This is a genomic window from Leclercia sp. LSNIH3 (genome assembly GCF_002935105.1).
Taxonomy (GTDB): domain Bacteria; phylum Pseudomonadota; class Gammaproteobacteria; order Enterobacterales; family Enterobacteriaceae; genus Enterobacter; species Enterobacter adecarboxylatus.
Genome location: NZ_CP026387.1, coordinates 3,038,877 through 3,063,539 on the forward strand (window position 1 = coordinate 3,038,877; position 24,663 = coordinate 3,063,539).

Annotated in this window: 20 protein-coding genes and 1 other RNA gene; 13 read left to right on the forward strand and 8 right to left on the reverse strand. The window is 55.6% G+C overall.

The window, feature by feature from the left end:
* Positions 1–30 precede the first annotated feature (30 nt).
* The gene (rsmI, locus tag C3F35_RS14805; protein ID WP_032614379.1) at positions 31–894 is read left to right on the forward strand and encodes a 16S rRNA (cytidine(1402)-2'-O)-methyltransferase; all 864 of its coding nucleotides are present in this window, start codon (positions 31–33) and stop codon (positions 892–894) included.
* Positions 895–975: 81 nt separating this feature from the next.
* Here the strand turns inward: rsmI and C3F35_RS14810 are convergent, their stop codons facing one another.
* From C3F35_RS14810 to garD, 8 genes are all read right to left on the reverse strand, one after another.
* Positions 976–1,749 (reverse strand): DeoR/GlpR family DNA-binding transcription regulator, encoded by a 774-nt coding sequence (locus C3F35_RS14810; protein ID WP_032614377.1) that lies wholly within the window; start codon positions 1,747–1,749, stop codon positions 976–978.
* Between the two features lie 110 nt (positions 1,750–1,859).
* The gene (gene gatD / locus C3F35_RS14815) at positions 1,860–2,903 is read right to left on the reverse strand and encodes a galactitol-1-phosphate 5-dehydrogenase (RefSeq protein WP_103792792.1); all 1,044 of its coding nucleotides are present in this window, start codon (positions 2,901–2,903) and stop codon (positions 1,860–1,862) included.
* A 41-nt stretch (positions 2,904–2,944) separates the two neighbouring features.
* Positions 2,945–4,318 (reverse strand): galactitol-specific PTS transporter subunit IIC, encoded by a 1,374-nt coding sequence (locus C3F35_RS14820; protein WP_032614372.1) that lies wholly within the window; start codon positions 4,316–4,318, stop codon positions 2,945–2,947.
* Between the two features lie 4 nt (positions 4,319–4,322).
* Positions 4,323–4,607, reverse strand: a complete 285-nt coding sequence (gene gatB / locus C3F35_RS14825) for a PTS galactitol transporter subunit IIB (RefSeq protein ID WP_032614370.1) — start codon at positions 4,605–4,607, stop codon at positions 4,323–4,325.
* A gap of 27 nt (positions 4,608–4,634) precedes the next feature.
* Entirely contained in the window at positions 4,635–5,102 is a 468-nt protein-coding gene (gatA, locus tag C3F35_RS14830) for a PTS galactitol transporter subunit IIA (RefSeq protein WP_103792793.1), read from the reverse strand.
* Positions 5,103–5,115: 13 nt separating this feature from the next.
* A complete protein-coding gene (gatZ, locus tag C3F35_RS14835; RefSeq protein ID WP_199186148.1) occupies positions 5,116–6,387 on the reverse strand; it encodes a tagatose-bisphosphate aldolase subunit GatZ in 1,272 nt (423 codons plus the stop codon).
* A gap of 22 nt (positions 6,388–6,409) precedes the next feature.
* Positions 6,410–7,264: a tagatose bisphosphate family class II aldolase gene (locus C3F35_RS14840; RefSeq protein WP_103792795.1), complete on the reverse strand. Its 855-nt coding sequence runs from the start codon at positions 7,262–7,264 to the stop codon at positions 6,410–6,412.
* 176 nt (positions 7,265–7,440) lie between these two features.
* Positions 7,441–9,012 carry a galactarate dehydratase gene (gene garD / locus C3F35_RS14845; protein ID WP_032614365.1) on the reverse strand — a complete coding sequence of 524 codons (1,572 nt, stop codon included), beginning with the start codon at positions 9,010–9,012 and terminating at the stop codon, positions 7,441–7,443.
* A 413-nt stretch (positions 9,013–9,425) separates the two neighbouring features.
* Between garD and garP the strand changes: the two genes are divergently transcribed.
* The 12 genes from garP (at position 9,426) to C3F35_RS14905 (ending at position 24,647) form a co-directional block, all read left to right on the forward strand.
* On the forward strand, positions 9,426–10,760 hold the full coding sequence (gene garP, locus C3F35_RS14850) for a galactarate/glucarate/glycerate transporter GarP (protein ID WP_032614362.1): 1,335 nt from the start codon (positions 9,426–9,428) through the stop codon (positions 10,758–10,760).
* Positions 10,761–10,775: 15 nt separating this feature from the next.
* Entirely contained in the window at positions 10,776–11,546 is a 771-nt protein-coding gene (gene garL, locus C3F35_RS14855) for a 2-dehydro-3-deoxyglucarate aldolase (protein ID WP_103792796.1), read from the forward strand.
* Between the two features lie 24 nt (positions 11,547–11,570).
* Complete coding sequence (gene garR / locus C3F35_RS14860; RefSeq protein WP_103792797.1) at positions 11,571–12,461, forward strand: 2-hydroxy-3-oxopropionate reductase; 891 nt, start codon at positions 11,571–11,573, stop codon at positions 12,459–12,461.
* A 60-nt stretch (positions 12,462–12,521) separates the two neighbouring features.
* Entirely contained in the window at positions 12,522–13,667 is a 1,146-nt protein-coding gene (garK, locus tag C3F35_RS14865; RefSeq protein ID WP_032614357.1) for a glycerate 2-kinase, read from the forward strand.
* A 32-nt stretch (positions 13,668–13,699) separates the two neighbouring features.
* An RNA gene (rnpB, locus tag C3F35_RS14870) (RNase P RNA component class A) lies at positions 13,700–14,077 on the forward strand.
* A gap of 647 nt (positions 14,078–14,724) precedes the next feature.
* The gene (gene tdcA / locus C3F35_RS14875; RefSeq protein ID WP_032614355.1) at positions 14,725–15,663 is read left to right on the forward strand and encodes a transcriptional regulator TdcA; all 939 of its coding nucleotides are present in this window, start codon (positions 14,725–14,727) and stop codon (positions 15,661–15,663) included.
* Positions 15,664–15,763: 100 nt separating this feature from the next.
* Positions 15,764–16,753 (forward strand): bifunctional threonine ammonia-lyase/L-serine ammonia-lyase TdcB, encoded by a 990-nt coding sequence (gene tdcB, locus C3F35_RS14880; protein WP_032614354.1) that lies wholly within the window; start codon positions 15,764–15,766, stop codon positions 16,751–16,753.
* A gap of 11 nt (positions 16,754–16,764) precedes the next feature.
* Complete coding sequence (gene tdcC, locus C3F35_RS14885) at positions 16,765–18,096, forward strand: threonine/serine transporter TdcC (RefSeq protein WP_077226319.1); 1,332 nt, start codon at positions 16,765–16,767, stop codon at positions 18,094–18,096.
* Positions 18,097–18,126: 30 nt separating this feature from the next.
* Positions 18,127–19,335: a propionate kinase gene (tdcD, locus tag C3F35_RS14890; protein ID WP_103792798.1), complete on the forward strand. Its 1,209-nt coding sequence runs from the start codon at positions 18,127–18,129 to the stop codon at positions 19,333–19,335.
* Positions 19,336–19,350: 15 nt separating this feature from the next.
* Positions 19,351–21,645: a formate C-acetyltransferase gene (pflB, locus tag C3F35_RS14895; RefSeq protein WP_077226321.1), complete on the forward strand. Its 2,295-nt coding sequence runs from the start codon at positions 19,351–19,353 to the stop codon at positions 21,643–21,645.
* Between the two features lie 344 nt (positions 21,646–21,989).
* Positions 21,990–23,321, forward strand: a complete 1,332-nt coding sequence (locus C3F35_RS14900; RefSeq protein WP_032614345.1) for an amino acid permease — start codon at positions 21,990–21,992, stop codon at positions 23,319–23,321.
* A 21-nt stretch (positions 23,322–23,342) separates the two neighbouring features.
* Positions 23,343–24,647, forward strand: a complete 1,305-nt coding sequence (locus C3F35_RS14905) for an L-cysteine desulfidase family protein (RefSeq protein ID WP_103792799.1) — start codon at positions 23,343–23,345, stop codon at positions 24,645–24,647.
* Positions 24,648–24,663: the final 16 nt, after the last annotated feature.

Here is a 24,663-nt window from a genome sequence, read left to right on the forward strand (position 1 = left end):
CAATATTAAATCGGCAATACGGATGAAACAATGAAACAACACGAAACGGCAGATAATTCTCAGGGTCAGCTTTATATTGTACCTACTCCTATCGGGAATTTATCTGATATTACCCAACGTGCGCTCACCGTGTTGCAAAGCGTTGATCTTATTGCGGCTGAAGATACCCGCCATACCGGCCTGCTCCTGCAACATTTTGCGATTAACGCCCGCCTGTTTGCCCTGCACGATCATAACGAGCAGCAAAAAGCCGCCATGCTGGTGGCCAAACTGAAAGAGGGACAGAACATCGCCCTGGTGTCCGATGCCGGTACGCCGCTGATCAACGACCCGGGCTATCACCTGGTGCGCACCTGCCGTGAAGCGGGGATTCGCGTTGTGCCGTTGCCGGGGCCGTGTGCCGCGATTGCCGCACTGAGCGCGGCGGGCCTGCCGTCGGATCGTTTCTGCTATGAGGGCTTTCTGCCCGCCAAATCCAAAGGCCGTCGCGACGTGCTGAAGGCGCTGGAAGCCGAACCGCGTACCCTGATTTTCTACGAATCCACCCACCGCCTGCTGGAGAGTCTGGAGGATATGGTCGCCGTCTGGGGTGAGGCGCGTTACGTGGTGCTGGCGCGCGAGCTGACCAAAACCTGGGAGACCATCCACGGTCTGCCGGTCGGCGAGCTGCTGGCATGGGTGAAAGAGGACGAAAACCGCCGTAAAGGCGAGATGGTGCTGATTGTCGAAGGGCATAAAGCTGAAGAGGACGCCCTGCCTGCCGATGCGCTACGTACCCTGGCGCTGCTGCAGGCCGAACTGCCCTTAAAGAAAGCGGCTGCGCTGGCGGCAGAGATCCACGGCGTGAAAAAGAATGCGTTGTATAAGTATGCTCTGGAGCAGCAAGGGGAGTAAGCCTTTTGCTGGGTGGCGCTTCGCTTACCCAGCCTACAACTCGTCACGTAGGCCCGATAAGCGAATCGCCATCGGGCACATTTAAACCACAATGAGCTCAACTGACGTTTGTTTCAGGCTCTTCAGCTCTTTCTCACCGATCCCTTCGTCGGTAATCACACAGTCAATCTCCGCCATCGGCAGCACCTGGTTAAACCCGCGACGGTTGAACTTGCTCGCGTCCAGTACAGCAATCACCTTATGCGCAGCCGCCGCCATCACGCTGCTGATCGAGTACCCTTCGTTGAAGGTGGTGATGCCGTTGGTAGTGTCGATCCCGTCAGCTCCGACAAACATCAGATCGGCGCTAATGCCCGCCAGCGAGCGTTCGGCGATGGTGCCATGCATGGAGTGGGTCTTATGGCGTACGGTACCTCCGCACACTACCAGGGTGATGTCTTTGTTGTCCGATAAGGCGAAAGCAGCGGGTAAGCTGTTGGTGATCACCGTGATATTAGCCTTCTTTGCCAGCGCTTCAGCGATAAGCATGGTGGTGCTGCCGCTGTCTAAAATTACCGTCATCCCCTCTTCGATCATCGTTACTGCTGCCAGGGCGATACGTTTTTTAGGGTCACTGGCGAGACTGTAGCGATCTTCCAGCAGTACTTCCTGGTTTTCATTTTCACCCAAATTACTGCCCGGCTTTGCCGCCCCACCGTGAAAACGCGTCACTAGCCCTTTCTCTTCCAGCAAACGCAGATCGGCGCGGATAGTGACCTCGGAGATGCCAAAAGAATTCGAAAGGTCGAGTACTAACACGCTGCCGTTAGCATTCACCAGATCAACGATTTTGTTCCTTCGCTCAAATGAGTTCATTTTGTTTTGCCTGATAATTAACTTACTCCAGTTTAATCGAAGGGATGCGAAAGGTGAACGCTAGCGTTCGAAAGTAAATGTGAGCCAGCTCCGGTTGCTGGCTCATGAGTTTATTCCAGGCGCAGCAGGATTTTACCCTGCATTGGTGATCCATTTAGTGCCTGAATGGCATGGGCAAAATTTTCGCTGTCGCCGGTCAGGGCGATCAGTGGCTCCAGTCGCAATTTTTTTTCGCAAAGCAACCGGGCAGCGGTCTCCCACTCAACCCCTGGCCATGGCGCAGAGTAGTTCATCCAGCTGCCTTGCAGGGTCAGCTCTTTGCGCAGGATCTTGCCAAAGGTCGCGGCAGATAAATTCAGGTCATGGTGCAGGGTTCCTACCAGCACCACCTGGGCGCGTGGCCCGGCGATATCGATAGCAAGGGCGACGGTTTGCGGTGTGCCAGCCGTCTCCAGCACCAGCTGATCAAAACGCGTCTCGTGAAGGGCCGCCAGCATCTCATCTGCACTGAGGGTTTTACTGTTGAATACCCGGTTTGCCCCTAGCGAGGTCGCCAGCGCCAGCTTATCATCATTGATATCAATGGCAGTCACGCTTGCCGCACCCAACGCCAACGCGCATTGCATGGCCAGCAGGCCGATAGTGCCCGCCCCCACGATAATCACATTTTTGCCCTCACAGCCCTGGGCAAGGTGGAATGCATGCAACCCGACGGTGATAGGCTCGATAAAGGCGCCGTCTTCAATGGCCATCTCCGCAGGCAGACGGAACAGATTAGCGCGCTTCACCACAATGTACTCGGCGTTCCCGCCTTCGCTGCGGGAGCCGACGAACTGGTATTGCTTACACAACGAGAAGTAGCCTTTTTTACACTCCGGGCAGGAGAAGCAGGGCAGTAGCGGAACGCACGCGACTGCATCGCCAGCCTCCAGATCGTCGATGCCTGAGCCACAGACGTCAACGTAGCCGCTGAATTCATGACCCAGGGTGATAGGGTAATAGTGAGCCGCTTTGGCAAAAATACGCGGGATATCCGAACCGCATAATCCCGAGCAGACCACGCGCACGCGCACGTCATCTGCAGCCTGAATGTCCGGGACAGGGCGCTCTTCCACGCGCACCTGCCCCTCAGCATGAATTACCACTGATTTCATGATTCACTCCAGAAAAAGAGGGGAGCAGCGCTCCCCGGATATTAAGAAGCCGTCTGGCTCTGTGGGGCCTCAGCGCGTTTTTCTGCTGCGCTACAGGCGCGGGCGCGGCGCCAGGTGAGCAGCACGCCGATAGTGTAGAAAACACCAATCACCAGGAAACCCACCACGTTTTGCCAGGTAAAGAGTTGGATCAGCAGCCAGGTGATGGGCGAGCCGCCCTGGTCCAGAGAGGCCACCATCCCACCTGCTTTCAGCGCCCCGGCATTCTCAGCAAGCTTTGTATGCAGGCCGATGGTCTGGGTAGCGATCCACAGGGTGATGCTCATGATGATGACGCCGGAGATGAGGGTGCGGAACAGGTTGCCCTGATGCACCGCCACAGCCATCGCCACGAAGAAGCCGATCGTGGCCAGGTCGCCAAACGGCAGGACCTGGTTGCCCGGCACCAGTACCGCAATCAGGATGGTCAGCGGGATAAAGATCAGGCTGGCAGAAACTACCGAGGTATGGCCCAGCAGCAGCGCCGGGTCGAGGCCGATTAAGAACTCCTGCCCGCCAAATTTCGCCTGCAGACGCTTACGCGCATGTTTAGCAATCGGCGTAAGGCCGTCCATGATCGGCTTGATGACGCGCGGCATCAGTAGCATCACCGCAGCGGTTTTTACCGCCAGTTGTAATACGCCTTTGGTGTCGTAACCAGCCAGCAAACCGATAACCAGCCCCATCACAAAACCGACAGTGACCGGCTCGCCAAACGGGCCAAAGCGTTTCTGCACATCGTCGGCGCTGAAGTGGATGCGCTTCAGCCCGGGGGTCTTCTCAATGAGTGTATCGACCAGCACCGCAATCGGGCCAAGGTAAGCGGAGGAGCCATGCGGGATGGCAATCCCTTCCAGGCCGAAGAAGTCGCGTGTGTCTTTGGCAAACCAATCTCCCAGCTTGTAGACAAAGGCCGCGTGGACCACCACGCCGAGGATCCCGAGCCAGTAAGAGCCGGTAGCCAGATGCAGCATCGCCCCGGTAAAGGTCATATGCCAGATGTTCCAGATATCGACGTTCACCACGCGGGTCATACGGGTGACCAGCATGAGCACGTTGACACCAATCGCCACTGGGATCGCCACCAGCGCAATCTGCGAAGCCCAGGTCATAGGTGATGAACCTGGCCAGCCCACGTCCACCACGTGCAAGTTAATCTGGAACTGCTCCGCCATCGCTTTGGCCGCCGGACCGATGGAGTCGAGCATCAGGCCAATAACCAGCCCGATCCCGACAAAGCCAATCCCGATATGCAGACCGGATTTAAAGCAGTCGCCCAACTTCATCCCCAGCAGCTTCGAGAAGATAATGATGACGATGGGCAGCATGACCGTCGGCCCCAGATCGAGGATATACCGCATGATTTCGGTAAACATGATCTTACCCCTCGAGGATGGTCAGGATTTTTTGCTGTAGGGCTTCAATGCCGACGCCCGATACAAACGGCATACCGTGGACCACCGGAATGTCACCAAAGGTACGGTCGACTTTTGCGGTGGTGCAGATCAGGTCTGCGCCGTCCATATAGGTTTCAATTTCGGTCACCCGGCACTGCACCAGATCCAGGGTGATGTTGTGGGCATCACACAGCTCTTTGATCTCTTCGGCAGCCATGGTGGAGGTGGCAACGGCGCCTCCACAGGCCACGATAACTTTACGTTTCATAGGGTACTCCTTCTTATTATCAGTATGTTACGAGGCTTGCTTACAGGGTTCGGTCATCAGGATGGCCTCCGCAAACAGGGCCTCCAGCTGGTGGTCCGGCGCGGTAAGCAACGCCTCCATCAGAGTTGGTTTTTGCAGCTCACTAAATAGCCGGCGCAGCAGGGTAAGTTGCGCTGAAGGGTTTTCCACTATCAGGGCGATAATCAGCGACACGGCGATCTCCGTATCGTCATCAGCCTGATGAAAATGAACCGGATTGTCAGGACGGATCAGGTAAAGTGCCGGTTCTCTGGCATGAATCGCCTCGCAGTGCGGGATCGCCACGGCATGTTTTTCCAGGGCGATACCGGTGGGGAACACCGCTTCCCTCTCCAGTAGTGCGGCAGGATAAGTAGGATGGACGACCCCCTTCGCCAGCATCTCCTCGCCGATATGAGCCAGCGCCTGCTGGCAAGTGGCAAAATCAATGCCGGTACGGACAAACAGTTTGCTCATGAATCCTCCAGTTTTAAGTAGCGTCAGGCGCGCAGCCGTAGCGGTACGCACGTAAAACGTCCTGTATTCTGTCGATGACCAGCGCCTGAGGCGTTGGGGCAAGGGTTTGTGCGGTGACGCGTTCAAACTGCACCGGCATGTACTGGCTGATCAACCCCAGCGGCAGGGTCAGGCTGTCCAGGTTAGCGAGCAGCTTGTCCACGCTCTGACGGATCCGTGGGTGCGGCCAGTAGTAGCGAATGCGGTCTGACAGGCTAAAGTGAATGTCCACCATCGCCTGGCTCCAGGTTGGGCGATAGTATTTTTTCCAGTAATCCGGCTCGTTCAGCATCACCTCGTCGATCACCTCCAGCACGCGGCTGCGATCTTCCGGGGCGATCAGTGCCGTCTCCATCTGCGCCAGGGCAAAAATGGCCTCGCGCAGGGCGAAGGTGAGGGCTGGGCCGACCTTCAGGATCGCAAAATGATCCTTCACCAGTGCCCGGTACGCCTGTCTGGACTGGTAATCTGTAGAGTGCGCTTCATAAACCATCGGCGTCTGGCGGATCCAGCCCGACAACGCTTCAGCGGCCTGCGGCTGATAGTGGATGATTTGGGTATGGTCGAACTCAACGCCGGGCTGCACTACGATAGCAATGACCCGGGTCATTGCTTCATCCAGACCCAGAGCCTGGAATGCGGCCTGATGTGTTTCGAGGGTGCGCGCGGCATCCTCCACGCGGGTGACATGTACAGTGTCAATACTGCTGGCCTCGCCGCCCGGTACCGGCACTTCGGTGCCAATGACATAGGTCAGCGCCATTTTCTGCGCGTTGCTGGCGGTCTCTTCCGCTGCCTGGCACAGCCGCGCCGCACGCTGGGCTACTATCACGGGATCCAGGGGAATGGGATCGTCGGCGCATGACATCGATGCATCAAGATGGATCTTGCTGAAGCCCGCAGCCACATAAGCCTTAATCAGCTCGACGGCTTTCTCCATCGCCGTCTCTGCGGGTTCATTCTGCCAGCAGTTCGGCCCAAGATGATCTCCACCGAGGATTAGCCTTTGTTGCGGGAAGCCCACCTTTTCGGCGATGTTCAGAACAAAATCGCGGAAGTCGGCCGGCTTCATGCCGGTATAGCCACCATACTGATTTACCTGGTTGGACGTGGCTTCAATGAGGACACTGTTACCGTTTGCCAGATCAAAGCGCAGGGCGGCTTCGATCACCAGCGGGTGCGCTGAACAGACGGAACAGATACCGAGATGTTCTCCCGCTTTATGGCGGGCAATAATATTTTTCACCGTTTTCTCCGGGTTGTGGGGGTCAGAGTTTGCCTTCGCAGCCGCAGTCATGAATGACTTTGCGGACCACCTCTTTCATGGCGGTTTTGGCAGGGATCATGTAGTGACGGGGATCGCTGGCTTCAGGATGCTCCGCAAGATAACTTTTCAGCGCGTCGGAAAAGGCGATTTTCAGCTCGGTGGCGACGTTCACTTTGCAGATACCAAGACCAATAGCCCGGCGGATATCGGCGGTAGAAAGTCCCGAGGCGCCGTGCAGCACCAGCGGAACGTCCACATGGCTGCGAATCTCTTCCAGACGTTCAAAATCGAGTTTTGGCGTGGCTGTATAGAGGCCGTGGGCGGTGCCAATGGCGACGGCAAGGGAGTCGATGCCGGTCAGTGCCACGAACTCGCGGGCCTGCTGCGGATGGGTGTAAAGGGTATCTTTGCTATCCACCACCAGGTCATCTTCCTGACCGCCAAGTCGCCCCAGCTCCGCCTCCACGCTGACGTCATAGCGATGGCAGTAGTCGGTGACCCGTTTTACTAGCGCCACGTTATCGGCAAACGGCAGGTGCGATCCGTCGATCATTGCCGAGCGCACGCCTGCCTGCACTTTTTGGGCGATGTCGTCGAACGTTTCGTGATGATCGAGATGGATCGCCAGCGGCTGGTTATGCATTTTTGCCAGATCGCCCGCGATAGCCACGATATTGCCGATCCCGGCATAGCTGAAGGTGCCAGGTGTTCCGGCAACGATCAGCGGCGAGCGCAGCTCGGCGGAAGTCTCGACAACAACCTGCAGCGTTTCGAGATTATGAATATTGAAAGCTGGAACCGCGTAACCTTCTCGCTGAGCCTTCGTGAGCATCGCTTTGGTCGAAATGATGTGCATTCTTCCTCCGAAACCTTTCGTTTGTTTTCTTCGAAAGAAGATATAGTGTTTCGGAATGCTTTTTTGTGATTGGCATCGTAAAAACGAAAGAAGCGAAAGAGAAAGGAAGTTTGCGAAAGAACGAAAGGCAAAAAAAAAGCATGGCCGGAGCCATGCTAAAGAGGTTTACTGCACTATCAGGTCACAGGAGCCGGGTTAAATACCGCCAACTGATTGTGTAATCCCCACTGATCCGAGAAGGTTTTCTTGCGACCGCTGGCCACGTCGAGAATAAAGTGGAACAGCTTCCAGCCCACATCCTCAATCGTCTCTTCGCCCGTGGCGATGGTGCCCGCATTGATATCCATCAGGTCAAACCAACGGTTAGCCAGCTCGGTACGCGTCGCCATTTTAATGACGGGAACGGCCATCAGGCCGTACGGCGTACCGCGCCCGGTGGTGAACACCTGCACGGTGATCCCGGAGGCCACCTGTTGGGTGCCACAAACGAAATCGCTGGCTGGCGTGGCGGCATAGATCAGGCCGCGTTTGGTCGGACGCTGACCCGGCGAGAGCACCTCAACAATGGCGCTCTGGCCCGATTTGGCGATAGAGCCGAGGGCTTTTTCCACCACGTTCGCCAGGCCGCCTTTCTTGTTGCCCGGCGAGGGGTTGGCGCTGCGGTCGGTTTTGCCCATATCGAGATAGTTATCGTACCAGGCCATCTCTTCCAGCAGGCGTTTGCCCACCTCTTCGTTGATGGCGCGCGGCGTGAGCAGGTGAATGGCATCCCGCACTTCGGTCACTTCCGAAAACATTACCGTGGCGCCGCAACGCACCAGCAGGTCCGAGGCATAACCCACAGCCGGGTTAGCGGTCACGCCGGAGAAGGCATCGCTGCCGCCGCACTGCATGCCTACTACCAGCTCAGAGGCCGGGCAGGTTTCACGCTTACGCTGGTTCAGCTTCGCCAGATGGCGCTCAGCTACCTGCAAAATGTCGTCGACCATGGAACGGAAACCGACGTGCTGCTCATCCTGCAAACGCACAATGCTGGCGCTATCGACAGGAATGGCCTGCGTATCTTCCGTGCCCTGTAACAGTTTTTCCGGGACCAGTTTTTCGCAACCGAGGCCCACAACCATCACTTCGCCGCCAAAGTTCGGGTTTAGCGCGATATTGTGAATGGTACGGATCGGCACAATCGCCGCCGGGGCGTTGATCGCCACGCCGCAGCCGTACAGATGGTTCAGACCCACCACGCCGTCAACGTTCGGGTATTTTGGCAGCAGGTCACGCTCAATAATCTTCACCACGAAATCGACCACGCCGGCCACGCAGTGCACGCTGGTGCTGATACCGAGCAGGTTTTTGGTGCCGACGCTGCCGTCTGGATTGCGGAAGCCTTCAAAGGTATAGCCTTCCAGGGCTGGCATTGGCTCCGGCACGCGGGTCGCCAGCGGCAGGGTGTTCAGCGGCGGCGCTTCAGGAAGCGCAACCAGGGATTCGTCAATCCAGCTGCCCTGCGGGATCGCCCGTACGGCATAGCCAATGACTTCGCCGTAACGCACAATTTCGCCCTGCGCCGGGATATCGACCAGCGCCACTTTATGGCCCTGCGGAATATGCTCGATCAGTTCAAGCCCGTCCGGGAAACGCGTTCCGGCTTTTAACCCCTGATCGTTAACAATAATCGCCACGTTATCGGTGTCGTGCACCTTAATATAAAACGCGCCCGGTGACGTTTGTCGAATTTCGATGTCGGCCATTGTCCAGTATTCTCCAGCGAGTGGGGATAATTAATTTGTCAAAGAGTACGTGTATTTTCTTGTTATCGGAAATAAAGACTCTGCTCAGTGGAATAAAGAATGTCAGGCGCGGCAAATTAAAAATGTGATGTCGATCACTCATTTTTGACATGCGCCCAGGCGTAAGGGGGGCAATGGCGAAATCTGTGCATCAGCGCCCAGGGTGTTGTGCATATGCTCAATATTATATTCATTTAAGACTGCATAATTGAGCGATGCAACAATGCGGGGCAGGGGGCGGTTGATTATACTCATTAACGATTTCGTGGCTCCGGGTTTATTAACCGGGTTTGCCTGCTACTGCTGAAATAATCAGGAGTACCTCTTTCTTAAAATAATAAAAATAATTCGCTGATGTACCAGAGGAAATACAAATGTTGCTGGATACTACTGTTGAAACAAAAAAGGTGGCTCCGACCCGCTATTTAATACTGCTTATTATCTTTATTGTTACCGCCGTCAATTACGCCGACCGCGCCACGCTCTCTATTGCCGGAACGGAAGTTGCTAAAGAACTTCAGTTAAGCGCCGTGTCGATGGGCTACATCTTCTCCGCTTTCGGCTGGGCCTACCTGCTGATGCAAATCCCCGGCGGCTGGCTGCTGGACAAGTTCGGTTCGAAAAAAGTTTATACGTACAGCCTGTTCTTCTGGTCACTGTTTACCTTCCTGCAGGGCTTTGTTGACCTCTTCCCGCTGGCGTGGGCTGGCGTGTCGATGTTCTTTATGCGCTTTATGCTCGGCTTCTCCGAAGCACCGTCTTTCCCGGCCAACGCCCGTATTGTGGCGGCCTGGTTCCCGACCAAAGAGCGCGGTACGGCATCGGCCATTTTTAACTCCGCCCAATATTTCTCGCTGGCGCTATTCTCTCCGCTGCTCGGCTGGCTGACCTTCGCCTGGGGCTGGGAGCATGTCTTTACCGTGATGGGCGTGATTGGCTTTGTGCTGACCGGCCTGTGGGTGAAGCTGATTCATAATCCAACCGACCATCCACGTATGACTGCCGAAGAGCTGAAGTTTATTAAGGACGGCGGCGCGGTAGTGGATATGGACCATAAAAAGCCGGGCGATAAAGCGGCCAACGGTCCGAAGCTGCATTACATCAAACAGTTATTGTCCAACCGCATGATGCTGGGCGTATTTTTCGGACAATACTTTATCAATACCATCACCTGGTTCTTCCTCACCTGGTTCCCGATTTATCTGGTGCAGGAGAAGGGGATGTCGATCCTGAAGGTGGGTCTGGTGGCGTCGATTCCGGCACTGTGCGGGTTTGCCGGTGGCGTACTGGGCGGCGTGTTCTCGGATCACCTGATTAAGAAAGGGAAGTCGATTACCCTGGCGCGTAAGCTGCCGATTGTGCTGGGTATGCTGCTGGCATCCTCAATCATTCTGTGCAACTACACCAATAACACCGCGCTGGTGGTGGCCCTGATGGCGCTGGCCTTCTTCGGCAAAGGGTTTGGTGCCCTGGGCTGGCCGGTGATTTCCGATACCGCACCAAAAGAGATTGTTGGGCTGTGTGGCGGTGTGTTTAACGTCTTTGGCAACGTAGCGTCAATCGTCACTCCGCTGGTGATTGGCTATCTGGTCAGTGAGCTGCATTCGTTCAACGCGGCACTGGTATTTGTAGGCTGTTCCGCGCTGATGGCGATGTTCTGCTACCTGTTCGTAGTGGGTGACATCAAACGTATGGAATTGCAGAAATAAGCAAAGGTATAAGCGATGAGTAACGATATTTTCCCGAACAAATTTAAAGCGGCCCTCGCGGCGCATCAGATTCAGATCGGTTGCTGGTCCGCGCTGGCAAGTCCTATCAGCACCGAAGTGCTGGGGCTGGCAGGTTTTGACTGGCTGGTCCTGGACGGTGAACATGCGCCGAACGACATCACTACGTTTATCCCGCAGCTGATGGCGCTGAAAGGCAGCCACAGCGCGCCGGTAGTGCGTGTCCCGACCAATGAGCCGGTGATCATTAAACGCCTGCTGGATATCGGCTTCTACAACTTCCTGATTCCGTTTGTGGAAAACGAGGAAGAGGCGGTGCAGGCGGTGGCTTCCACCCGCTATCCGCCAGAAGGTATTCGCGGCGTGTCGGTCTCCCATCGCGCCAACATGTTTGGCACCGTACCGGATTACCTGGCCCAGTCAAATAAGAACATCACCATCCTGGTACAGATCGAGAGCCAGCAGGGCGTGGATAACGTCGATGCTATCGCCGCCACTGACGGCGTGGACGGCATCTTTGTCGGCCCAAGCGACCTGGCTGCGGCATTCGGTCATCTCGGCAATGCCAGCCACCCGGAAGTGCAGCGCGCCATTCAGCACATCTTTGCCCGCGCCAAAGCACACGGTAAGCCGGCTGGCATTCTGGCACCGGTTGAAGCCGATGCCCGCCGCTATCTGGAATGGGGTGCGACCTTTGTTGCCGTCGGCAGCGACCTCGGCGTGTTCCGCTCTGCAACGCAGAAATTAGCTGATTCCTTTAAGAAATAACCACCACAGAAAGAGAGAGACGTTATGACACTGAAAGTTGGTTTTATTGGCCTGGGTATCATGGGTAAACCAATGAGTAAAAACCTCATCAAAGCAGGTTACTCACTGGTGGTTGCAGACCGTAACCCGGAAGCCATTGCCGAAGTGATTGCCGCTGGCGCAGAAACGGCGGCCACGGCAAAGGCGATTGCCGAGCAGTGCGATGTGATCATCACCATGCTGCCAAACTCCCCGCACGTGCAAGAAGTGGCGCTGGGCGAAGGCGGCATCATTGAAGGCGCTAAACCCGGCACCGTGCTGATCGACATGAGTTCCATCGCACCGCTGGCCAGTCGTGAAATCAGCGAAGCGCTGAAAGCAAAAGGCATCGACATGCTGGATGCGCCTGTGAGCGGCGGCGAGCCGAAAGCCATCGACGGTACCCTCTCTGTGATGGTGGGCGGCGACAAGGCCATTTTCGACAAATATTACGATCTGCTGAAAGCCATGGCTGGCTCTGTGGTACATACCGGTGAAATTGGCGCAGGTAACGTCACCAAGCTGGCAAACCAGGTGATTGTGGCCCTGAATATCGCTGCCATGTCCGAAGCCCTGACCCTGGCGACCAAAGCGGGTGTTAACCCGGATCTGGTGTATCAGGCGATCCGTGGCGGCCTGGCGGGCAGCACCGTGCTGGATGCCAAAGCGCCGATGGTGATGGATCGTAACTTCAAGCCTGGCTTCCGTATCGATCTGCACATTAAAGATCTGGCTAACGCGCTGGACACCTCCCACGGCGTAGGCGCGCAGCTGCCGCTCACTGCGGCGGTGATGGAGATGATGCAGGCCCTGCGTGCCGACGGAATGGGCACGGCCGACCACAGCGCCATTGCCTGCTATTACGAAAAACTGGCGAAAGTCGAAGTCTCTCGCTAACAAAGACGGGCGCGGGAACGCGCCCGCTATTTTTGCCTTAAGCGGTAACAGGCTATAACTATGAAAATCGTAATCGCCCCTGACTCTTACAAAGAAAGCCTGTCTGCCACCGAGGTAGCGCGGGCGATAGAAAAAGGCTTTCGGGAGATCTTTCCCGATGCAGAGTATGTTTCGGTTCCCGTGGCGGATGGCGGGGAAGGAACGGTTGAAGCGATGATTGCCGCCACCAACGGCACGATGCAGCACGCGGTAGTGACGGGACCACTGGGCGAAAGCGTTAACGCCTGCTGGGGGATCTCCGGCGATGGCGTGACGGCGTTTATTGAGATGGCAGCGGCAAGCGGCCTGGCTCTGGTTCCGCCAGCCCAGCGTAACCCATTGGTTACCACCTCCCGCGGCACGGGCGAGCTGATCCTCGCTGCACTGGATAAAGGCGCGCGCAATATCATTATCGGTATTGGCGGCAGCGCCACTAACGACGGCGGCGCCGGGATGGTACAGGCGCTGGGCGCAAAACTGACCGATGCCAACGGGACTGATATCGGCCACGGCGGCGGCAGTCTGATGGCGCTGAACAATATCGATATTTCGGCCCTCGATCCGCGCCTTAAAACCTGCGCGATCCGGGTGGCCTGTGATGTGAGCAATCCGCTGATCGGCGAGCAGGGCGCATCCCATATCTTCGGCCCACAGAAAGGGGCCACGGAAGCCACTATTCAGGAGCTGGACAAGAATCTTTCCCACTACGCTGATGTGATTAATACCGCGCTGCGTATTGATGTCAAAAATGTGCCTGGCGCGGGTGCGGCTGGAGGAATGGGCGCTGCGCTAATGGCGTTCCTCGGCGCGGAGCTAAAGAGCGGCATAGAAATTGTTACCCAGGCGCTGAATCTCGAAGAGCATATTCATGACTGCACCTGGGTGGTGACAGGTGAAGGGCGTCTGGACAGTCAAAGTATTCACGGCAAAGTGCCGGTAGGCGTGGCGCGCGTCGCCAGCAAATACCATAAACCGGTGATCGGCATTGCCGGCAGCCTGACCAGCGATGTCGGTATTGTGCACCAGTACGGCATCGACGCGGTGTTCAGTGTCCTGACCAGCATCAGCACTCTGGAAGAGGCGTTCCGCGGCGCGTTTGACAATATTTACCGCGCCTCGCGCAATATCGCCGCCACTCTGCAGGTCGGGATGCTCACCGAAGGGTGACAGCGGGGCACAAACCCTCTATACTGCGCGCCGAAGCTGACCAGACAGTCGCCGCTTCGTCGTCGTCCCTTTCGGGGGAGACGGGCGGAGGGGAGGAAAGTCCGGGCTCCATAGGGCAGGGTGCCAGGTAACGCCTGGGGGGGAAACCCACGACCAGTGCAACAGAGAGCAAACCGCCGATGGCCCACGCAAGTGGGATCAGGTAAGGGTGAAAGGGTGCGGTAAGAGCGCACCGCGCGGCTGGTAACAGTCCGTGGCACGGTAAACTCCACCCGGAGCAAGGCCAAATAGGGGTTCACATGGTACGGCCCGTACTGAACCCGGGTAGGCTGCTTGAGCCAGTGAGCGATTGCTGGCCTAGATGAATGACTGTTCAACGACAGAACCCGGCTTATCGGTCAGCTTCAACTTCTTCAACAAAACCCCGCTTCGGCGGGGTTTTTGTTTTCTGAGGCAACCCTGCAAGCAGAACGAATTATTAAATTTGCGACGATAAGCACATTTCACTGCTTTTTGTCCAAATGCCACTACACACTTAAAAATAGCTGCCGGACAGATGACATTAATCACTATGAAGCAGACGTTTTGCAGTGTTAGTTATTTGTTGCCTGCTTGTGTCTTCTTTTAATATTCATTAACCGTATATTCATATTGAATACATTCACGAGTTGAATAATGTGATGCGCGGCACCCTTTATCCCTCAATATCCCTTCGATTATTGTTTTATTTTAAAAATTGCATCGTTTTTTAATTAAGAAAATGGCGAATAAATACGCTTTTATTGCCTGAAAGTTCGCCTTTATTATGATTTAAAATTGCATTTAAGCACCTTCGGTTATCGCCATAAAATAAAGTTATCTTGTCGGTTTTTGTTGATCGATATCAGGCAATATCGTGATTTAATTATAGTTAACTATATGTTTTATAAATAGTTTGTTTGATTTATTTAAAGATGTAATGGACGTGGAAAATTAATTTATGAGTAACAGCACATACCCCCGTTATCAATAATGGGTAGAATTCTTCATCGGGATAAGGAAATAAGCGCAGAATATAATGAACACTATTATTCTACCGAAGACACAGCACCTCGTCGTATTTCAGGAAGTCATTAAAAGTGGCTCTATCGGATCTGCGGCGAGGCAACTGGGCCTGACGCAGCCCGCCGTCAGCAAAATCATCAACGATATCGAATCTTACTTTGGCGTTGAGCTGATTGTGCGAAAGAACACGGGTGTGACCTTAACCAGCGCCGGGCAGACCCTACTCGCTTACTCCGAATCCATTACCCGCGAAATGAAGAATATGGTCAGCGAGATGAACACCCTGAGCTTCAGCACCGTTATCGACGTCTCCTTCGGTTACCCGTCGCTGATTGGCTTTACGTTCCTCTCCAGCATGATCAAAAAGTTCAAGGAAGTGTTCCCCAAAGCCCGAGTCTCGATGTTTGAAGCGCAGCTCTCCTCCTTCCTGCCCGCTATCCGTGACGGACGGCTGGATTTCGCCATCGGTACGTTGAGCGATGAGATGCTGTTACAGGATCTGCACGTGGAGCCGCTGTTTGAATCCGAGTTCGTACTGGTGGCCAGCAAAACACGAACATGCACCGGCCCGACAACCCTGGCATCGCTCACGCACGAACAGTGGGTGATGCCGCAAACCGATATGGGCTACTACAAAGAACTCTTAACGACCCTCCAGAACAACCACATCAGCATTGAAAACATTGTCCAGACCGATTCCGTGGTCACTATCTATAACCTGGTGCTGAATGCTGATTACCTCACGGTGATCCCGCGCGACATGATTGCCCCCTTCGGTTCGGATCAGTTTGTGGTGCTGCCTGTTGAAGAGGAATTACCCATTGCACGCTATGCGGCGGTGTGGTCGAAAAATTACCGTATTAAAAAATCAGCGTCGGTCTTAGTGGAATTAGCGAAGCAATATTCCGCACAAAATAGTGAACGACGAAAGCAGCCGATCATGGCTGAATAATTAACCGAACAATTTAACTGTTACGCATCTGGCGAATGTTAACGCATTCGTCCACGGCTGAACGTTGCTTAAAAATATTAACGCTTATTAAGAGGGTTTTATGCACATTACTTATCAACTCCCGGTAACGCTTGAAGATATACAAACCGCGCGTAAACGCCTTGCAGGTCGAATTTATAAAACCGGTATGCCGCGCTCAAATTATTTAAGCGAACGTTGTAAGGGCGAAATATACCTGAAGTTTGAAAATATGCAGCGTACCGGCTCCTTTAAAATCCGCGGCGCGTTTAATAAATTAAGTTCGCTGACCGAGGCCGAAAGACGCAAAGGGGTAGTGGCCTGTTCCGCTGGGAACCACGCACAGGGCGTTTCGCTCTCCTGCGCCATGTTGGGTATCGACGGAAAAGTGGTAATGCCGAAGGGTGCCCCAAAATCCAAAGTCGCGGCCACCCGCGATTATTCGGCGGAAGTGGTGCTCCACGGTGACAACTTCAACGACACCATTGCCAAAGTGAGTGAAATTGTCGAGATGGAAGGGCGTATTTTCATTCCTCCTTACGATGACGCACTGGTCATTGCCGGGCAAGGCACTATTGGTCTGGAAATTCTGGAAGATCTGTACGACGTGGATAATGTCATTGTGCCCATCGGCGGCGGCGGGTTAATTGCCGGGATTGCCACCGCCATTAAATCCATTAATCCAACCATCAATATTATCGGCGTGCAGGCTGAAAATGTTCACGGTATGGCCTCTTCTTATTCTGCCGGTGAAATCATGAACCACCGCACCGCCGGGACATTAGCCGACGGCTGCGATGTTTCCCGCCCGGGCAAATTAACGTTCGAAATTGTGCAGGAATTAGTGGACGACATTGTGCTGGTGAGCGAAGACGATATTCGCAACAGCATGATCGCCCTCATCCAGCGTAACAAAGTGGTCACCGAAGGTGCAGGCGCCCTGGCTACCGCTGCGCTATTAAGCGGCAAGCTGGATCACTACATTCAGGGCCGCAAAACCGTGAGCATTATTTCCGGCGGCAATATCGATCTCTCCCGCGTTTCACACATCACTGGCTTAGTTGATGCCTGAAAGGACCTCCTATGAGCAATACTGAAAGCATTATCATTGGGCAGACAAAAACCGCCTCCTGGCGGAAATCCGATACCACCTGGACCCTCGGGCTGTTCGGTACGGCCATTGGCGCAGGGGTGCTGTTCTTCCCTATCCGCGCCGGTTTTGGCGGCCTGATCCCCATTTTACTGATGCTGGTGCTGGCCTATCCTATCGCCTTTTACTGCCACCGGGCGCTGGCGCGTTTGTGCCTGTCCGGCAGCAATCCGTCCGGGAATATCACCGAGACGGTGGAAGAGCACTTCGGTAAAACCGGCGGGGTGGTGATCACCTTCCTCTACTTCTTTGCCATTTGCCCACTGCTGTGGATCTACGGCGTCACTATTACCAACACTTTTATGACCTTCTGGGAAAACCAACTCCAGATGCCTGCGTTGAACCGTGGCTTTGTCGCCCTGTTCCTGCTGCTGCTGATGGCGTTCGTTATCTGGTTTGGTAAAGACCTGATGGTGAAAGTGATGAGCTGGCTGGTGTTCCCGTTCATTGCCAGTCTGGTGCTGATTTCGCTGTCGCTGATCCCCTACTGGAACTCTGCGGTCATCGATCAGGTGAACCTGAGCGACATCTCCTTTACCGGCCACGATGGCATCCTGGTCACCGTCTGGCTGGGGATCTCCATCATGGTCTTCTCCTTTAACTTCTCACCTATCGTCTCCTCGTTTGTGGTCTCGAAGCGTGAAGAGTACGAAGGGGAGTTCGGCAAAGACTTTACCGAGCAGAAATGTTCCAAAATTATCGGCCGCGCCAGCATGCTGATGGTGGCGGTGGTGATGTTCTTCGCCTTTAGCTGCCTGTTTACCCTCTCTCCGCAGAACATGGCGGAAGCCAAAGCACAGAACATTCCGGTGCTCTCCTATCTGGCAAACCACTTTGCCTCGCTGTCCGGCACCAAATCAACCTTCGCCACCGTGCTGGAATACGGCGCATCGATCATCGCGCTGGTGGCCATCTTTAAATCCTTCTTCGGCCACTACCTGGGCACGCTGGAAGGGCTGAACGGCCTGGTACTGAAGTTTGGCTACAAGGGCGACAAGAAAAAAGTCTCCGTCGGCAAACTGAACACCATCAGCATGATTTTCATCATGGGGTCCACCTGGATTGTGGCTTACGCCAACCCGAACATTCTCGACCTGATCGAAGCCATGGGCGCGCCGATTATCGCCTCTCTGCTGTGCCTGCTGCCGATGTATGCCATCCGCAAGACGCCTGCGCTGGCGAAGTACAAAGGCAGAACCGAGAACATCTTCGTCACTCTGGTGGGGCTGCTGACCATCCTGAATATCGTCTACAAACTGTTCTGATTTAAGGCTCAGGAAGAGCGGAGTAATGACATGATTGAATTTCCGGTGGTATTGGTAATTAACTGTGGATCGTCTTCGGTGAAGTTCTCGGTGCTGGATGCGGCAAGCTGCGATGCGCTGGTGACGGGGCTGGCGGACGGCGTGAACACAGAGAACGCCTTTATTTCCGTGAATGGGGGCGAGCCAGTGAATCTGGCTCGCAAGGACTACGAAGGGGCGCTGGCAGCCATCGCCCTCGAGCTGGAAAAGCGCGATCTGATGAGCAGCGTGGCCTTGATTGGCCACCGCATCGCCCACGGCGGCAGCCTCTTCAGCGAGTCCACCCTCATCACCGAAACGGTTATTGAACAGATCCGGCGGGTTTCCCCCCTGGCTCCGCTGCACAACTATGCCAACCTCAGCGGCGTAGAAGCAGCACAGCACTTATTTCCGGGCGTACAGCAGGTGGCGGTGTTTGACACCAGTTTTCATCAGACGCTGCCGCCCCAGGCCTATCTGTATGGGCTGCCGTACCGCTATTTCGAGGAACTGGGCGTGCGCCGGTATGGTTTCCACGGCACGTCGCACCGCTATGTTGCCCGGCAGGCGCAGGAGTTACTGGATCTCCCGGCGGAAGACAGTGGCCTGGTCATCGCCCATCTTGGCAACGGGGCCTCTGTCTGTGCCGTACGTAACGGGCAGAGCGTCGATACCTCAATGGGCATGACGCCGCTGGAAGGACTGATGATGGGCACGCGCAGTGGCGATGTCGATTTCGGCGCGATAACGTGGATTGCCCAACAAACCGGGCAATCGCTGGAGGATCTCGGGCGCGTCGTTAATAAAGAGTCCGGTTTGCTCGGGATTTCCGGCCTCTCTTCTGACCTGCGCACGCTGGAAAAAGCCTGGCACGACGGGCACGCGCGCGCCCGACTGGCGATTGAGGTCTTTGTCCACCGTATCGCGCGCCACATCGCCGGACATGCCGCCTCCCTACACCGGCTGGACGGCATCATCTTTACCGGCGGAATTGGTGAAAACTCGGTGCTCATCCGCCAGCTGCTCACAGACCATCTGCACGTGTTCGGGATCGAACTGGATCGCAACCGAAATGCCCTGCCAAACAGCGAAGGCGAGCGGGTGATCACCGCCGCGGCCTCCCGGGTGGTTTGCGCAGTGATCCCCACTAACGAAGAAAAAATGATCGCGCTGGATGCCCTCCGTCTGGGAGAGGTTGGTCTGGCTGCGGCGTACGCCTGATACAGAGAGAACATTATGAAGGTAACGATTGATACCCGTGTCGCCCCCTACAGCGACGCGTGGGCCGGCTTTTGCGGTAACGACTGGCAAAACAGCATTAACGTGCGCGATTTCATTCAGCATAACTATACCCCTTATGAAGGCGACGAAGCCTTCCTGGCCCCGGCGACGCCTGCCACTACGGCGCTGTGGCAGAAGGTCATGGAAGGCATCCGTCAGGAAAATGCCACCCATGCGCCAGTGGACTTTGACCTCAACGTGGCAACCACCATCACCGCGCACGGGCCGGGCTATATCGATAAAGAACGCGAAAAAGTGGTCGGTCTGCAAACGGATAAGCCGCTCAAGCGGGCGCTGCATCCTTACGGCGGGATCAATATGATCCGCAGCTCGTTTGAAGCCTATGGCCGTGAAATGGATCCGCAGTTCGAATACCTGTTCACCCATCTGCGTAAAACCCACAATCAGGGCGTTTTTGACGTCTATTCGCCAGAGATGATGCGCTGTCGCAAATCGGGTGTCCTCACTGGCCTGCCGGATGGCTACGGTCGCGGGCGTATCATCGGCGACTATCGCCGGGTGGCGCTGTACGGCATCAGTTATCTGGTGCGCGAACGTGAACTGCAATTTGCCGATCTTCAGCCCCGCCTGGAGCGCGGGGAAGATCTGGAAGCGACGATCCGCCTGCGGGAGGAGTTAGCCGAGCATAAGCGCGCTCTGCTCCAAATCCAGCAGATGGCGGCAAGCTACGGATACGACATCTCCCGTCCAGCCATGAACGCGCAGGAGGCGGTGCAGTGGCTCTACTTTGCCTACCTCGCGGCGGTGAAATCGCAGAACGGTGGGGCGATGTCGCTGGGCCGCACGGCCACCTTCCTCGATATCTATATTGAACGCGACATGCAGGCAGGGCGGCTGAATGAGATCCAGGCCCAGGAGCTGATCGACCACTTCATCATGAAGATCCGCATGGTGCGCTTCCTGCGCACCCCGGAGTTCGACACGCTGTTCTCGGGGGATCCGATCTGGGCGACGGAGGTGATCGGCGGGATGGGGCTGGATGGCCGCACGCTGGTCAGCAAAACGTCGTTCCGCTACCTGCACACGCTCCACACTATGGGGCCTGCACCTGAGCCGAACCTGACCATCCTGTGGTCCGAACGGCTGCCGATCGCCTTTAAGAAATACGCCTCCGGGATGTCGATCGCCACGTCGTCATTGCAGTACGAAAACGACGATCTCATGCGGGTGGATTTTGACAGCGATGATTACGCCATCGCCTGCTGCGTCAGCCCGATGGTGATCGGCAAGCAGATGCAGTTCTTTGGCGCACGCGCAAACCTGGCCAAAACGCTGCTGTACGCCATTAACGGCGGGGTAGATGAGAAGCTGAAAATCCAGGTCGGCCCGAAAACCGCGCCGCTGCTGGACGACGTGCTGGACTACGACACCGTCATGGCGAGTCTGGATCACTTTATGGACTGGCTGGCAGTGCAGTACGTCAGTGCCCTGAACCTGATCCACTATATGCACGACAAATACAGTTACGAAGCCTCATTGATGGCGCTGCACGACCGCGATGTGCATCGCACCATGGCGTGCGGCATGGCTGGCCTTTCCGTGGCCGCGGATTCCCTGTCCGCTATCAAATACGCGACCGTCAAACCGGTGCGCGACCACACGGGGCTGGCGGTCGATTTCGTCATCGAAGGCGAGTACCCCCAGTACGGCAACAACGATGACCGTGTGGACAGTATTGCCTGCGACCTGGTTGAGCGTTTTATGAAGAAGATCCAGGCCCTGCCGACGTACCGCAATGCGGTGCCGACGCAGTCGATCCTGACCATTACCTCCAACGTGGTGTACGGTCAAAAGACCGGGAACACGCCGGATGGTCGTCGTGGCGGCACGCCGTTTGCGCCAGGGGCCAACCCGATGCACGGGCGCGACCGCAAGGGCGCCGTGGCCTCACTGACCTCCGTGGCGAAGCTGCCATTCACCTACGCCAAAGACGGTATCTCGTATACCTTCTCCATTGTGCCGCAGGCGCTGGGCAAAGACGAAGGGGTGCGCAAAACCAACCTGGTGGGCTTGCTGGACGGTTACTTCCATCATGAAGCGTCTGTCGAAGGAGGGCAGCATCTGAACGTCAATGTCATGAACCGGGAGATGCTGATGGATGCGATTGCACATCCTGAGAACTACCCGAACCTGACGATCCGCGTCTCGGGCTATGCAGTGCGGTTTAACGCCCTGACGCGCGAGCAACAGCAGGATGTGATCTCCCGTACCTTCACCCACACGATGTGAGCCAGTCCCGGCCCCCGGAACAGCATGCCGGGGGCCGGGCGCAAATCGTCAAGGCAATGGGGTATTTAGGGTTAAGGCCAAAATTCTTCCCGCGCATGTCGCGGGTTTTTTATTTCTTGAAGTGCGTCACAATGAGAAAAAAGGCCATTATTTCCCTCTAATAAAGAGTAATTTTTTCTTCCGCCTCAGAAAAACCTGATTAATGTTGTGACTTTTTTCTCCGTCTCTCTCGCTATGATCTTTCCATTCCAATAACACGCGCCTGCACCTCTCTGACTCATTATCGCTGATGAGCGGATACCCATAAAAATAACTGTCTACCCTACAAAATAAGCGAGAGCCTAATGGATACGGCGACAAACAGCAGCGTGATTGTGAACGACTCCCCGGCGGCAAGACGGGCAGGAATGAGTGAGCGTGAATGGCAGGAGGCCATTAAATTCGACAGTAATGACACCGGTTGGGTCATCATGAGTATTGGGATGGCCATTGGCGCGGGCATTGTTTTTCTTCCGGTGCAGGTTGGCCTGATGGGGCTATGGGTTTTTCTTCTCTCATCTGTTATCGGCTACCCTGCCATGTATCTGTTTCAGCGGTTGTTTATTAACACGCTGGCGGAATCACCGGAGTGCAAAGATTACCCCAGCGTGATTAGCGGCTATTTAGGCAAAAACTGGGGCATCTTATTAGGGGCACTCTATTTTGTGATGCTGGTTATCTGGATGTTCGTCTACTCCACTGCCATCACCAACGACAGCGCATCCTATCTACAGACCTTCGGCATCACTGACGGCCTGCTGTCAGAGAACCCCTTCTATGGCTTATTCCTGATCTGTATCCTGGTGGCGATCTCGTCGCGTGGGGAAAAAATGCTGTTCAAAGTGTCCAGCCTGATGGTGCTCACCAAACTGCTGGTGGTGGCGGCGTTAGGATTGTCGATGATCGGCATGTGGCATCTCTATAATACAGGCACCTTGCCGCCGATGGGGCTGTTGATCAAAAACGCCATTATTACGCTGCCCTTTACCTTAACCTCCATTTTGTTTATCCAGACCCTCAGTCCGATGGTGATCTCCTACCGCTCACGCTCAAAATCGATCGAAGTGGCGCGGTACAAAGCCCTGCGGGCGATGAATATCGCGTTTGGCATTCTGTTTGTGACCGTCTTTTTCTATGCGGTTTCGTTCACCCTGGCGATGGGGCATGACGAAGCGGTCAAAGCCTATGAGCAAAATATCTCTGCCCTGGCGATCGCCGCGCAGTTTATCAGCGGTGACGGCGCGGGCTGGGTCAAAATCGTCAGCGTGGTGCTGAATATTTTTGCGGTGATGACGGCCTTCTTTGGCGTCTATCTCGGCTTTCGCGAGGCCACCCAGGGGATCGTCATGAATATCCTGCGTCGCAAAATGCCAGCCGAAAAAATCAATGAACGTACCGTACAGCGCGGCATTATGGTCTTCGCCATTCTGCTGGCCTGGAGCGCCATCGTATTAAACGCGCCGGTGCTGAGCTTCACCTCTATTTGTAGCCCTATCTTTGGCATGGTGGGCTGCTTAATTCCGGCGTGGCTGGTCTACAAAGTCCCTGCGCTGCACAAATATAAAGGCGTCTCGCTGGCGATTATCATCATCACCGGACTGCTGCTTTGTGTTTCTCCTTTCCTCGCTTTTTCCTGAGGCGCAACGAAGGTCGTAACGATGTCTGAGCAAATGAATCCTTTATGGGACCTGTTTATTCACGCGGTGCAGGAAGAGGTTAAACCTGCATTAGGATGCACTGAACCTGTCTCGCTGGCGCTGGCCTGTGCCATTGCGGCTGAACAGTTGAGCGGGGAGATTACGCATATCGAGGCGTGGGTTTCACCCAATTTAATGAAAAATGGACTGGGTGTGACGGTGCCTGGCACCGGAATGGTGGGGCTGCCGATTGCTGCCGCGCTGGGTGCAATCGGTGGCAATGCCCGGGGCGGGCTGGAGGTGTTAAAAGACGCCTCTGGCGCGACCATCGCCCGGGCAAAAGCGTTACTCACGGCCGGAAAGGTGCAGGTGAAATTGCAGGAACCCTGCGACGAGATCCTCTATTCCCGTGCCCGTGTTTATGCCGGGGAGAGATCGGCAAGCGTCACCATTGCGGGAGGCCATACCCGGGTGGTGCAGATCGACTGCCAGGGTGAAACCCGTTTCAGGCTCGATGAGCAACCGGAATGTTGCACAGACGATCCGCTGGCGGTACTGTCGCGCACCACGCTGTCGCAGATCCTGGAGTTTGTTGAGCAGGTTCCGTTCCCGGCGATCCGTTTTATTCTGGAGGCGGCGCGCCTGAACGATGCGCTGTCCCGGGAGGGATTAACCGGCAAGTGGGGGTTACATATCGGCGCGACCTTGCAGAAACAGCAGGCACGTGGCTTTGTCGCTCAGGGGTTAGGATCGGCGATTGTGATCCGCACCAGCGCCGCGTCGGATGCCCGCATGGGCGGAGCGACGCTGCCCGCCATGAGCAATTCCGGGTCGGGTAATCAGGGGATCACGGCCACCATGCCCGTGCTGGTGGTGGCTGAGCATGTTCAGGCTGATGACGAAAAACTGGCGCGGGCGCTGATGCTTTCGCACCTGTCGGCGATTTACATCCACTACCAGCTTCCTCGTTTGTCGGCGCTGTGTGCGGCCACCACTGCCGCTATGGGCGCGGCAGCAGGCATGGCATGGCTACTGGATGGCCGCTATAAGGCTATCGTAATGGCGATAAGCAGTATGATTGGTGATGTCAGCGGGATGATCTGTGACGGGGCGTCTAACAGCTGTGCCATGAAGGTATCAACCAGCGTGGGCAGCGCCTGGAAGGCAGTGTTGATGGCGCTCGATGACTCAGCTGTCACCGGCAACGAAGGGATTGTGGCGCAGGATGTTGAACAGTCCATTGCCAATCTTTGCTCACTGGCGTGCCGTTCGATGCAGGCGACCGACCGGCAGATTATCGAAATCATGGCGCAGAAGGCGTCCTGATATAACGCTCCTCTCT